General features: G+C 73.8%; 16 protein-coding genes and 1 pseudogene. 4 read left to right on the top strand and 13 right to left on the bottom strand.

The window, feature by feature from the left end:
* Positions 1 to 71 precede the first annotated feature (71 nt).
* Positions 72 to 263: a hypothetical protein gene (locus QMK30_RS37625; protein ID WP_283522838.1), complete on the top strand. Its 192-nt coding sequence runs from the start codon at positions 72 to 74 to the stop codon at positions 261 to 263.
* Between the two features lie 258 nt (positions 264 to 521).
* On the opposite strand, the gene QMK30_RS37620 is transcribed toward QMK30_RS37625, so the two are convergent.
* Positions 522 to 1,526 (bottom strand): hypothetical protein, encoded by a 1,005-nt coding sequence (locus QMK30_RS37620; protein WP_283522837.1) that lies wholly within the window; start codon positions 1,524 to 1,526, stop codon positions 522 to 524.
* A gap of 207 nt (positions 1,527 to 1,733) precedes the next feature.
* Positions 1,734 to 2,432, bottom strand: coding sequence for a DUF317 domain-containing protein (locus QMK30_RS37615; RefSeq protein ID WP_283522836.1), 699 nt, complete (start codon positions 2,430 to 2,432; stop codon positions 1,734 to 1,736).
* Positions 2,433 to 2,810: 378 nt separating this feature from the next.
* On the opposite strand from QMK30_RS37615, the gene QMK30_RS37610 reads away from it, so the two are divergent.
* A complete protein-coding gene (locus tag QMK30_RS37610; protein ID WP_283522835.1) occupies positions 2,811 to 3,230 on the top strand; it encodes a RapZ C-terminal domain-containing protein in 420 nt (139 codons plus the stop codon).
* Positions 3,227 to 3,610, top strand: a complete 384-nt coding sequence (locus tag QMK30_RS37605; protein ID WP_283522834.1) for an HIT family protein — start codon at positions 3,227 to 3,229, stop codon at positions 3,608 to 3,610. Before QMK30_RS37610 ends, QMK30_RS37605 begins: the two co-directional genes overlap by 4 nt.
* A 15-nt stretch (positions 3,611 to 3,625) precedes the next feature.
* Here QMK30_RS37605 and QMK30_RS37600 read toward each other — a convergent pair whose 3' ends face one another.
* Positions 3,626 to 4,417, bottom strand: coding sequence for a DNA polymerase Y family protein (locus QMK30_RS37600; protein WP_283522833.1), 792 nt, complete (start codon positions 4,415 to 4,417; stop codon positions 3,626 to 3,628).
* Between QMK30_RS37600 and QMK30_RS37595 the strand changes: the two genes are divergently transcribed.
* On the top strand, positions 4,401 to 4,532 hold the full coding sequence (locus tag QMK30_RS37595) for a hypothetical protein (RefSeq protein WP_283522832.1): 132 nt from the start codon (positions 4,401 to 4,403) through the stop codon (positions 4,530 to 4,532). The two genes, QMK30_RS37600 and QMK30_RS37595, sit on opposite strands and share 17 nt — an antisense overlap.
* Before the next feature lie 251 nt (positions 4,533 to 4,783).
* On the opposite strand, the gene QMK30_RS37590 is transcribed toward QMK30_RS37595, so the two are convergent.
* From QMK30_RS37590 to QMK30_RS37545, 10 genes and pseudogenes are all read right to left on the bottom strand, one after another.
* Positions 4,784 to 5,308 (bottom strand): hypothetical protein, encoded by a 525-nt coding sequence (locus QMK30_RS37590; protein WP_283522831.1) that lies wholly within the window; start codon positions 5,306 to 5,308, stop codon positions 4,784 to 4,786.
* Positions 5,308 to 5,964: a nuclease-related domain-containing protein gene (locus tag QMK30_RS37585; RefSeq protein WP_283522830.1), complete on the bottom strand. Its 657-nt coding sequence runs from the start codon at positions 5,962 to 5,964 to the stop codon at positions 5,308 to 5,310. Before QMK30_RS37585 ends, QMK30_RS37590 begins: the two co-directional genes overlap by 1 nt.
* Positions 5,961 to 6,329, bottom strand: coding sequence for a hypothetical protein (locus tag QMK30_RS37580; protein ID WP_283522829.1), 369 nt, complete (start codon positions 6,327 to 6,329; stop codon positions 5,961 to 5,963). Before QMK30_RS37580 ends, QMK30_RS37585 begins: the two co-directional genes overlap by 4 nt.
* Positions 6,326 to 6,937 (bottom strand): hypothetical protein, encoded by a 612-nt coding sequence (locus tag QMK30_RS37575; RefSeq protein ID WP_283522828.1) that lies wholly within the window; start codon positions 6,935 to 6,937, stop codon positions 6,326 to 6,328. Before QMK30_RS37575 ends, QMK30_RS37580 begins: the two co-directional genes overlap by 4 nt.
* A 63-nt stretch (positions 6,938 to 7,000) precedes the next feature.
* A complete protein-coding gene (locus QMK30_RS37570) occupies positions 7,001 to 7,573 on the bottom strand; it encodes a DUF1643 domain-containing protein (RefSeq protein ID WP_283522827.1) in 573 nt (190 codons plus the stop codon).
* Positions 7,570 to 8,283: a hypothetical protein gene (locus tag QMK30_RS37565; RefSeq protein ID WP_283522826.1), complete on the bottom strand. Its 714-nt coding sequence runs from the start codon at positions 8,281 to 8,283 to the stop codon at positions 7,570 to 7,572. The genes QMK30_RS37570 and QMK30_RS37565 overlap by 4 nt, the downstream gene beginning before the upstream one ends.
* A gap of 116 nt (positions 8,284 to 8,399) precedes the next feature.
* Positions 8,400 to 8,723: a hypothetical protein gene (locus QMK30_RS37560; protein ID WP_283522825.1), complete on the bottom strand. Its 324-nt coding sequence runs from the start codon at positions 8,721 to 8,723 to the stop codon at positions 8,400 to 8,402.
* Positions 8,724 to 9,141: 418 nt separating this feature from the next.
* Positions 9,142 to 9,504 carry a hypothetical protein gene (locus QMK30_RS37555; RefSeq protein WP_283522824.1) on the bottom strand — a complete coding sequence of 121 codons (363 nt, stop codon included), beginning with the start codon at positions 9,502 to 9,504 and terminating at the stop codon, positions 9,142 to 9,144.
* A 223-nt stretch (positions 9,505 to 9,727) separates the two neighbouring features.
* Positions 9,728 to 10,603 (bottom strand): hypothetical protein, encoded by an 876-nt coding sequence (locus QMK30_RS37550; protein ID WP_283522823.1) that lies wholly within the window; start codon positions 10,601 to 10,603, stop codon positions 9,728 to 9,730.
* Positions 10,600 to 10,790 (bottom strand): annotated as a pseudogene (locus QMK30_RS37545) (hypothetical protein); the annotation flags it as partial. The pseudogene QMK30_RS37545 and the gene QMK30_RS37550, both read right to left, overlap by 4 nt.

Genomic DNA, 10,790 nt, shown 5'->3' with positions numbered 1-10,790 from the left:
CCCCCCCCCCCGGGGCCCCCCCCCCCCCGGGGGGGCCCCCCCGGCACCACCGAGACGAAAGGACTCTTCCGATGGCGCGCATGCTCGCCCGGACCACGCCCCGCCACGCCGGCCAGGCGTGCCGCTACGCCGGCCGGGGCTGCACCTGCTACCACTTCGTCCCCGGCGCCCTGACCGACCCCCGCCAGCGCGCCAAGTTCCGCCGCCTGGAGCGGCGGCGGGCCCGCGCCACGGAGAAGCGGACCTGGTCCCGCTCCAACTAGCCTGCCCGGCACGGCCGTTCGCCGCCCCGCCCCGGGGCGATGGACGGCCGCTCGCCGCGTCCGCGCCCTCCCCGTGCCCGGTGCGCCCTCGCCCTGCCGCCGGGCCGACACGCGGCGGCTGTCGGCCCCGGCCGGGAACCGTTCCCCCGGCCCGCGGCCCGCCAAGGCCGGCAGCACCCCGATCGGCGCGGCCGGCCCCGGCCGGGGCGACGAGTCGGCCCCCGCGCACCGGCGGTGCGCGGGGGCCGCCCTCGTCCTCTACCGGGCCAGGACCATGACCTTCTCCCCGCCGATCAGCGGCAGCCCGTCGGGTCCGGCGATGTACGGGCTGATCCACAGCGGCCGGGTGATGCCGAGCGAGGGATAGGGCTGGTCCCGCCAGTGGCCGCGTACGACCCAGCGGTGCTGGTACTCGCGGGTGCCCGGCGTCTCGGCGGTGTCGGCGCCGTTCGCGGTCCGGGCCCGGCGCAGCCGGATCATGCGGACCTCGGTGCCGTAGTCGCGGTCCATGCGCTGGATGCGGCGGCGTGAGGACCGGTCGGCGACCACCCGCTCGCTCGTCGCGATGCTCTGGCCCATCAGCAGCCAGGTCGCCTGGATCAGCCGCAGGAGTGCCACCTCGCCGGGGTCGGTGCCGCTCAGGTCCGCAAGCCCCGGCTCGATCAGCGTGCTGCGCAGGTAGGTGAAGCCGTGAAGGGGGTGGATGCTGGCCATCTCGCCGGGCCGTACGTGCGCGAACTTCGCCCGCAGCCACGCCTCGTTCTCCGCCGGGTCCACGCCCGCCATGTACGCCGGGACGGCCAAGTCGACCTGGTCGAGGTACTCGCGGGTGCCGCTCCAGTAGTCGATCGCCAGGTGCCCGAGCCAGGGCCCCCAGGTGATCAGCCGTACGGGCTGGTTGCCCGCCGCCTCGAACCGCATCGGCGGGTCCTCGAAGACCAGCATGCCGACCGGGGCGGGCAGGTCCTGCGGGCGCATCTCGTAGTCGGTCAGGCTCTGCGCCGCGTGGTGCGCCAGGGCCGTCATGTCGGAGGTGACGTAGAAGAGTTCAGCGGCGCGCAGCCCGGCGGCGGAGCGGGCGGCCAGGCCCCGGGCGGTCGTGACGCCGGGCGGCAGGAGGTGGTCGAAGGAGGTGCGCGCCTGGCTCCCCATCATGCAGTGGAGCCAGTTCGCCATCCCGTCGCGGGAGGGGTCGGCGGCCCAGGTGGCGAGGTCGGCGCGGACCTCGGGTATCTCGCGGGCGGTGGGTGCTGTGACGGCCATGACCGTCCCCTTTTCAAGATCGGCAACATCGGGGCGACCAGACATTCGCGTGGGTGCGCGCGACACATCCAGCGGTTTGCCTGCGTCCGGTGTCTGCCGTGGGAGAACTGGTCCCCGGGGGTGCGCCGGCCCTTCGCCCGGCCGGTGCGTCGGCGCTTCCCGGCCGTCGGGGTGCCGCCCGCCCGGGCGGCTCCCCGGCCTCGCCGATCAGGCGGTGCGGTTGACCTCGAGCCGTCCCACGCAGGGGTCCGGCAGGACCGTGCGGGCGACCGGCGCGGGGTCCGCCATCGCCCGGCACAGGGCGTTGACGAGGTGGCCCGGGGTGCCGGGGGTGGCCAGGGCGTGCCACAGGACGGTCCGGTCGGCGAAGCGGCGGGCGGCGAACAGCCAGTTCTTCGCGTCCGCGCTGCCCGGGGTGAGGCGGTCCCCGGCGACGGCGGCCTGCATCGTCGGCGCGTACCAGTCGATGCCCGCGCCGAGGTCGCGTATCCACCCGGCCTCCGCGAGGGCCTGTGTCGCCTCGTGCGGGGCGACCGGCGGCGCGAGGTAGTGCGGGCCGCCGGTCGCGGGGTCGGCGTCGTCGGCGGCGAGCGCGGCCGCGAAGGCCGCGACCAGCTCCGGCGGCGTGCTCGCCGCGAAGGCGGTGCTCCACCTGGCGCGTGCGCCGGGCGCGGGGCGGGCGGCGAAGCGCCAGGACCGCTCCGTGTCGTACGCGCCCTGGCAGGCCCCCTCGGGAAGGAACAGCGCCTCGCGCCGTCCGTCGGCCGTGCGGTAGCAGGTCCCGCCCTGGGCGGAGCGTTCCCGCCATCCGGCGGCGCGCAGGAGGCGGCCGACGGCCACGGTCCCGGCGGCGTCGGGTCCCGCCAGGTAGCGGGGGGCGATGAGAAGGGTGGACGAGCTGGTCAAGGCGCACTCCTGGAGGGCGAGTTGGGTGGTGGGGCCGCCGTTCGTCGGGCGGCGTCGTGACGTTGGCGTGGGTGGGCGCGAGTCATCCAGCGATGTGGGCGATGTGGACGTCTGCCGTGGGAGAACGGGCGCCGGGACAGGCCGGTCTGGGGGCGGTGGGACACTGGCGGGGCCCGGTGGACCGTCGTTCGAAGCCGACTTGCCGCCGGGCATCTTCGTGTCCGGCGGCGTCGGCGCGGGGTGGCCGGATCGCGTCACGACCACACCCACACTATTGCTTGTGTATGGGGTTTGACTTAGGTTCTGAAGGCACCACAGGCACCAAGTGGAAACAGGAAACCCCTACCGCCCTCGACCGGCGCCAAGAATGGTGGACACATGACGACGAACTTCGACCCGGCCCTCCGCAAGGTGGAGGTCACCAGCTTCGGCTTCCTGCACGAAGTCCCCGACACCGCCGGCAACGTCCTGCTGGTGAACCTGAGCAAGAAGCTCCGTAACCCCTTCGACGACCCGGAGATGCGCCACCGCACCGGCCTCGAGCCCGAGGTGAGCCACCACGTCCTGAGCACCCGCGGCGGCGTGACGATCCTCGAAGAGACCATCGGCCAGGTCGAGGCCCTCCTGCGCGGCTGGGCCGACCCGCACGTCAAGATCGTGCGCGTACTGGTCGGCTGCCGCGGAGGCAAGCACCGCAGTGTGGCCATGGCCGAGGCGGTCGCCTCCGCGCTCAACGACCGCGGCATCCCGACCCTCGTCGAGCACCTGCACGTCGACCGTCCGGTCGTCGGCGCGTGACGCAGACCGCAGCGCCCGGCACCGGGACCGGTGCCGGGCCGTGCGTGTTCTGCGCGATCGTCGAGGGCCGCTCCCCCGCCACCGTGGTGGCCGATTGGCCCGACGCGATCGCGATCGCGCCCCTGGGGCCGTGCGGCCCCCGGCACCGCCTGGTCATCCCCCGCGTTCACGTACGGGACGCGCTCGAGGACCCCGACGTCAACGCCGCTACCGTCCGGCGCGCGGCCGAGCTGGCCCGCGCCCAGGGCGGCGACTGCCACCTGATCGCCAACGTCGGCCCGATCGCCGAACAGTCCGTGTTCCATCTTCACTGGCATGTGGTCGGCCGCGAGGCCGGCGACGGTCTGGCCCTGTGGCCCCCCGTCGGATCGGCCTCCTGAGACGTCGTCCGTACGTCACGCCGCCCGGCGCGGGCCCGCCAGCCGCGCCGGGCGCACCGTTCCCGCGCCGAAGCGCCGGTTGGCCTTGTCCACCGCGCTCTCCGCCCGCCGGCCGTTCTCCGTGCGGCGGTCGAAGGTGATCTGCTCCGTCACCCGGTCCGCGTCGACCAGCTCGGTGGCCCGGACGCTGACGCCGCGGGTGCGGGCCCGCTGCAGGCCCAGACGGGCGAACAGCTCGTATCCGGCGTCCCGCAGGTCCTCGGTGTGCGCGGACGGCGCCTCGAGCCGCCGGGACCGGCTGAGCTGAGAGCCGTCGGCGAACCGCAGCTGCAGCTCCAGGACCGTCGCGGCCTGGCCGCGCTCGCGCAGCCGGCAGGCGACGACGTACGCGGCGTCGAGGATCGCCGTCCGTACGACGTCCGGGTTCAGCTCGTCGAGGTCGAAGTGGCGCCGCTCGCTCGTCGAGCGCGGCAGAGCGGTCGGCGTCACCGCCCGCAGGTCCAGCCCCCAGGAGCGGTCGCGCAGCAGCCGGCCGAGCTGCCCGCCCAGGATGCGCTGCGCCGTGGTCTCGGGGAGAGCGGCGAGCGCGCCGACGGTGCCGATGCCGTAGCGGCGCAGCGTCGTGGCCTGCTGCCGGCCGATGCCGTGCAGGTCCTCGACGGGCAGCGGCCACAGGAAGTCGGCGATCGCCGCGGCGTGGTCGGCGACGACCGTGAGCCCGGTCGGGCCCGGCCGGGCCGAGGCGGTGGCGGCCAGGGCCCAGTTCGGCGCCGCTCCGATGTGGACCTCGGTGTCGAACCAGGCCATGGCGCGCACCCCGGACGAGCGAGGCGATCTCGGCCGGGGTGCGCTGGTGGAAGCGCAGCGCGCCGGCCACGTCGACGAGGGCCGCGGCGGGTGGCAGCGCCTGGACGACGGGTGAGAGGTCCAGCAGCCGCTGGTAGGTCTCCGGCGGTGTGCCGGGTCGTACCCGCAGGTGCAGGACGGTGGCGCGCAGGGCCGGGTCGGCGTGCTGTTCGCCCATGACTGGCCCTCCTCACCTCAAATACGTACATGCGTTCGATACGAGTCTAGGTGAATCCCGGCTGCCCCGCTGATCTGCACCTTTGCCGCCGCAGCACGACGCGGCCCGCCCCGTGATCCGGGCGGGCCGCGTCGGGGCGGGCGGGGGGTTCAGTCCTCGGGCAGCAGGACGGCCACGCGCTCGGTGAGCGCCGCTGCCCGGTTCGGGTCGGGGTTCCCCGGGATCTCCTGCAGCGCCGTCAGCAGGCCCTCGGGGGCGATCACCGTGATCGGGCTGGGCCAGCGCCGGCACTCGGCGAGGTCGCGGTGGCGGAAGATCGGCGATCCGTGCACGACCAGCGCCGGCACCATGCCGAGGTCTTTCCACTTCGGCTTGGGACGCGAGACGGCCGCCTGGGTCCGCCCGGCCAGGTCGGCGAGCCCGCGGACCGCCTGCTGCTTGGAGCGCCGGCCGCACTTGAGTTTGCCGTCCACCACGACGGTGAGCTTCCCCTTCGGCCACCGGTAGGAGACCGGCACCACGAGTCCGCGGCCGCAGGGCGGGATCAGGATGTGCGGGACGACGATGTTCGAGCGGGGCAGCTTGCGGTCGGTGAGGATCTCCCAGCCGTCCTGGCGCAGCGGGGCCAGGAGTTGACCGGTGGCCTCGGTGGGGTCCGGGCTGAACCACCACATCACGAGCCTCCTTCGACGTAGGGGTGCGTCGTCTGGGCGACGCGGGACGCCAGGCGGGCCGCCCGGCGGGGGTCGGGCCGGCCCGCGCGCTCGCGCAGGTTCGCCAGTAGGGTCTGCGGGCCGAAGACATGCAGCGGGAGCGGCCAGTTGTCGACGTCCACCTGGAGGTGGCCGCCGTCGGCGACGGCGGATGCGTGGATGACCAGGGCGGGCAGGACGGGCAGGTCGACGAGCCCCACGACGTCCCGGACGAACCGGGCGAGGAAGGCAGCCTTCTCCGCGTCGTAGTGCCGGTCCTCCTCTCCGCAGTACAGGCGCCCGCCAACGGCGGAGGTGAGCCAGGTGGCCCACCAGCGCTTGGAGTCGAGGACGATGATGCCCGCTCCGCTGGGCGGGATCAGGATGTGGTCGACGTTGCTCCTCGAGCGGGGCAGGCCCAGGTCGTGGAAGACCGTCCAGCCCTCGCCGATCAGGACGTCGATCAGCGCCTGGGTGGCGAGTTCGCCCTCGGCGCCCTTCAGCCAGGGCATCGCGGCCTCCGGTGGGGCCGGCTCCTCGCGGACGCCCAGCGCGATCAGCAGCCGTAGCCACAGGCCGGGGCGTTGGCCGGCCCCGTGGGCGGCGGCTTGCGCGGCTGCGGAGGACCCGGCGTTCACTGCTGCGCCGCCTGCTGGCGGCCGGTGTCGGCCGGGGGGACGTCGGCGACGAGGACCGGCGGGGCGCTCTGGCGCCGCAGGCGGTACTGCCGGCGGGCTTCGCGGACCTCGCGGATGTTGCGCACGCTCGCGACGGGGGCGAGCACGAAGTTGTACGCGATCTGCGCGGCGAACCAGACCTGGGCCAGCCACCAGCCAAGGTGACGGCGCCCGCCGAAGCCGCGGCGGACGGCGTGCTTGCGGGCCCACCGGTCGACGACGCGCTCCGTGCGATCGAGGAGGTGGGCGCTGCCCGCCCAGTAGCCGGCGACGACGGCGAGGGCACCGGCGGTGGCTGCGGCGGTCGGCGGGTCGGGCCACATCACGCGGCCATCGCCAGCGGCACGAACAGCTCGGTGACCTCGGCCAGGTTCTCGGGGGCCTCGCCTTCGAGCACGGCGGCCTCCGCGCGCCGCCAGGTGTAGCGCTGCGCCGGGGTCAGGGACGCGGCCCGGGCCAGGCGCTTGTTCGCCTCGTTGCGGCGCTCGGCGATGACGGAGCGGTAGACCTGCGCGCGGGCCCGCCAGATCCGGGTCTCCTCGCCGGCGTCGTCGGCCCGGGCGGCGAACTGCTGCTCGATGTCGGTCCAGAGCGACTTGAGGGCTCGCCGCCACGGGGTGAGGTTTCTCGGGTGGCGCAGGGCCAGGGCCTCAGCCCGCGATCCGGTGCCCCGTACGTCCCGCCGGGTGGCCTCCTTGAAGTCCGCGTCGGGCACGTCCTGGAGGAGGAGGCCGTCGCCGGGCTTGGGGGTGAGGCCGGCCGGCCGGTGCACGGTGCGGGGGCTGCCGGTCAGGTGCCACCAGTCGCACACGCACAGGCGCGGCGTGAGGATCTTGCCGACGGGGACCTGGACGCGGAGTGCCACGTAGTCGGCGCCCTGCTCGGTGGCGAACGCCGAGACGTTGGGCGTCGGGCATCCCTTGCGCGTATTCACGATCTCGTTCCTTTCGTGCGTCGGGAGGGCAGTTCGGGACGTACGGAGAGGTGGAGGTCCGGCTCAGGTGTGCGACGGGGCGTACGGGACCAACGGGGTCGTCCCGTGGAGGTAGAGCGGGTGCAGCGGCTGGCCGGAGCCGGTCGTGCCCAGGCAGCGCATGCCGATGCCCTGGTCCCACAGCCGGTCGGCGACCTGGCGGCCGCGGTCGTTGATGACGCCGTGGCTTCCCCAGGCGACGACGACGGTTTCGCACGCCTGGACGGCGTGGTGGATGAAGGAGTCGTTGTACGGGCCGACGGGGTCGGCGGCCTCGGTGAGCGCGGGCCGGGGCTTCTTGGCGCGCAGGGCGAAGAGGTTGACGACCAGGAGGCCGCCGGCCCCTTCGCGGCGGGCGAAGGACGTGCAGCGCCCGATGGTGCGGTCGTCGGCGTGGGCGTCGGCCGTGGAGGGGTTGAGCATCACGAAGGCGAGCGGCGGCCGCTGCCGGTCCCAGATGCGGGTCAGCAGGTAGCGGTGGGTGCGGTCGGCGCTGAGCACCGCGGCGGCGAGCTGTCCGTCGGCCCGGTGCTCCTCGTGCACCAGGTCGGCCGGGCCGCCGGGGGCGGGCCGGGCGGCCACTGCGGTGGCGGTCATGATCGGATGTCGTACTGGGCGAGGAGGTGCTCGGCCGAGCGGCGGTAGTCGTCGCGCTGCTGGAAGGTGAGGGCCTCCCAGTACGGGCCGCTCGCGTCGACGAGGAGGCTGTTGGCGTGCAGCTGGCGGGCGAAGTCCTCGACGCCGATGTGGCGCTGCTTCTGCAGGGAGCGCAGGAAGCGGTAGGCGTCGCGGTTGTACTGGGCGTCGGCGAGCGCGTGGTGGGCGGTGCTCTGCTGCTCGGGCAGCTCGCTCACTCCGAGGTCGTCGGCCATGACCTGGATGTCGGTGAAGTAGCGCGGGATGTGGACCGGCATCTGTGACCAGTCGTTGTCCCACAGGGAGTGCAGGCGGCAGGCGTCCTGCGCGCCGTAGTAGGCGACGAGTCGGGGCGCGGCGGGTGCCTTGAAGTAGCGGTCCAGGTCGGCGGCGATCTCCTTGGCCGGCCGGACGTTCTCGTAGTGCGGGTGGCTGGTGTCGAAGTCGATCGCGACGGGGGTGCCGGCGCGGTCGCGGTGCACGGTGACCGGCATGTGCGGCAGGACGTGCTGGACGATGAAGGCGTGGTCCAGGACGCCGCCGAGGTCCGCGTCGGCGTTGACCGCGTAGTAGTCCTGGCCGTCGTCGTCGGTGACGCCGAGGGACAGCAGGCCGGGCAGTGCCATGTTGCGGGGGTCGAACTCGCAGTCCAGGAAGGTGGTGCGGGTCATCTCGAGGAGCTCTCTTTCGTCACGGCGCGCAGGACGTGGGTGGCCAGATCTGGGCTGTCCGTCGGCCGGGCGGGCTGCTTGGTCCGCCGGGCCAACGGACAGCGATTCACGCTCGGTCAGTCCTCGTCGCAGATGTCGTCGTGGTGACTGCCGCCCTTGGGCTTGCTGCCCTTGTGCTTGCTGCTCTGCGGCTTGCTGCCCGGCTTGCCGCCCCTGGGCTTGCTGGTCTGCGGCTTCGTGAGCTTCTGCGGCTTCGGCTTGCTGCCCGAAGAACCGCGACCGCCCGTGCCGCTGAGCAGGTCAGGGGCTATGGCCAGCTGGGCGGAGGCCCCACTGGTGTTGTCATCGCAGTCGTCGTCGCTGGAGCCGCAGGCGGTCAGCCCGAAAGCGGTGAGCGCCAATATGAGGGCAGTGGCCGAGGCCCGTACGAGGTGCTTCATGGTCGGTGTCTCCTTAGAAGGGGGTGCTGAGGGACCGGTGCGCGGGTCGCACTCGCAGTCCAGGAAGGGGGTGCGGGTTATCTCGTCGAGGAGCCCTCTTTCGTCAGGGCGCGCAGAACGTGGGCGGCCAGGCGCGGGGTCAGCTCGATCACGGCCAGCGGGTAGAGCCAGCAGGCGGCGATCACCGCGGCGACCGGACGGCGGACGCCCCGTGCTGGCGGCGGGCGAGGGCCTCGAGCCGCCGCTGGGTGGTGTCGGCGAGGAGGGTGCCGATCCAGACGAGGACCGTCACGGTGCTCCCCAGTACGGCGGTGAAGGGTGAGGTCGCCGGTGGCCGCCGCCGCGAAGTAGGCGGTGACCGAGCCGAGTCCCAGCGCCAGCAGAAGTCGCGTCATCGTGTGTGCCTTTCGGTGTCGGATCAGGTGGCGACGGCGTGCCCGAAGGCGCCGGCCACGGCGGCGAACAGGACGCCGAGCAGGACGAGGAGGGCCGCGGCCGTGCGGAGCAGTCCGTAGGTGAGGGCGGCGAGGGATCCGGTGGCCTCGGCGAGGGTGGCCAGCGGGTCGGTGTTGCTGAGGTTGGCCAGGAGCGCGATCGCCGCGGCGTATCCCGCGACGCCGAGACCGAGCTGCCATCCCAGGTTCAGCCCGCTGTCCGCGGCGATGCCGGCGACGGTGCGGGCGACGATCAGCCCGGCGGTCGCGAAGAGCAGTCCGAGGAACACGTCCTGGGCGCGCTTGGCGCGGGGGGCGACCTGGGTGCGAAGTCCGGCCAGCGTCATGAGGTCCTCCGGTAAGAGCTGGGCAGGTGCCGCGCCTCGAAGGGGGGCGGGGCGCGGCACCCGGGGGTGCAGGGCCCTCCGGGGGGGGTGGGGTGCCCTGCGAGACAGACACTAGACGAAACCCAATACACACGCAACAGGTCTACGGGTAGTGGGATGCGGAAGGGGCCGGTCCCCGGCGCGGGAACCAGCCCCGTGGGCCCGGCAGTTCGGCGTCAGCGCGTCACGGTGTCTCGGTGACGCCCAGCCCGTCGCGCAGCAGCTTCAGCGCCGCCGCCAGTTCCCCCTCGTGTGTGCTCAGGGCCTCGACCAGATAGGCGGCCCGCCGACGAGCCCGTTCCTGCTCCAGGTGCGGGCGGGCGAAGGCGGCCAGCACCTCGGCGGCCTGCTCGGTGGAGACCGCGTCGCCCCACGGCGTGCCGGGGACGAGCCGGCCGCCGAGCGCCTTCTCCAGCACACTCAGCAGCCGCAGCCGCTGCTGGACGCCCGGGTCGAGCGCGGGGCCGGCCTCCTGGCGGGCCTTCCGGAGCTGCTCGCGGTGCTGGTCCCCCAGCGCGTTCGCCTGCCTGCGCAGCGCATTGGCGCGCACCGTCTCGGTACAGGTCAGCAGCGTCACCAAGAGGGCCGGGGTGACTTCCGGTGTCCGTACGGCCGGCTCGACCACCGTCTGGAAGCGGCGCGCGGACTTCCTGGGCACCAGGAGCCCCCAGCCCGGCGGCAGTTCCTCGGGCCGCGCGACCCCTGTGTTGGGGACGACCAGCCAGAAGCGGCTGGAGTGCGGCCACCACGCCTCGGCCTTGCCCGGGTCGCGCATCTCCCGCAGCCAGTCCGCGCGCTGCGTCTTGATCTCGCAGACGTCGATCTCGCCGCCGCCGCGCGAGGCCCAGGTGGCGATGTGCACCGCGTCCGCGCGCCGGGTGGAGCGGCCCGGGGCGGTCACCTCGGTCAGGAACACCGCGCCGGGCAGCTCCTCCCCCGGCTTGATGAAGTGGTCGCGCAGCATCTGCCGTAACTGGTCGGTGGGCACCGCCCCGATGCCGCGGGGCGCCTGGGCGCCGCGCGGCAGGGAGAGCGCGGTCTGCTCCGTGTCGGCGCTCACCGCGCTCCCCCGGCGGCGGCGACGCCGGCCGCGAGCGCGATCCAGACCTTGTGCCAGGCTTGGTCTGTTAACTGCACCAACTCGGTGATCCACTCGACTCGGGGACCGTGACTCGTGAGCATTTGGACGTGCATGAGACTCCTTCGCTTCATCGAGATCTGATTGACGGACGTGCTCGGCTGCCCCG

Source organism: Streptomyces sp. H27-C3 (genome assembly GCF_030063415.1).
GTDB lineage: Bacteria > Actinomycetota > Actinomycetes > Streptomycetales > Streptomycetaceae > Streptomyces.
This window is presented reverse-complemented; position numbering and strand designations above follow the sequence as displayed.

Coding starts and splice junctions, on each gene's coding strand:
- QMK30_RS37625 (WP_283522838.1), top strand. CDS start 72: ATGGCGCGCATGCTCGCCCGGACCACGCCCCGCCACGCCGGCCAGGCG.
- QMK30_RS37620 (WP_283522837.1), bottom strand. CDS start 1,526: ATGGCCGTCACAGCACCCACCGCCCGCGAGATACCCGAGGTCCGCGCC.
- QMK30_RS37610 (WP_283522835.1), top strand. CDS start 2,811: ATGACGACGAACTTCGACCCGGCCCTCCGCAAGGTGGAGGTCACCAGC.
- QMK30_RS37600 (WP_283522833.1), bottom strand. CDS start 4,417: ATGGCCTGGTTCGACACCGAGGTCCACATCGGAGCGGCGCCGAACTGG.
- QMK30_RS37590 (WP_283522831.1), bottom strand. CDS start 5,308: ATGTGGTGGTTCAGCCCGGACCCCACCGAGGCCACCGGTCAACTCCTG.
- QMK30_RS37570 (WP_283522827.1), bottom strand. CDS start 7,573: ATGACCGCCACCGCAGTGGCCGCCCGGCCCGCCCCCGGCGGCCCGGCC.
- QMK30_RS37565 (WP_283522826.1), bottom strand. CDS start 8,283: ATGACCCGCACCACCTTCCTGGACTGCGAGTTCGACCCCCGCAACATG.
- QMK30_RS37560 (WP_283522825.1), bottom strand. CDS start 8,723: ATGAAGCACCTCGTACGGGCCTCGGCCACTGCCCTCATATTGGCGCTC.
- QMK30_RS37555 (WP_283522824.1), bottom strand. CDS start 9,504: ATGACGCTGGCCGGACTTCGCACCCAGGTCGCCCCCCGCGCCAAGCGC.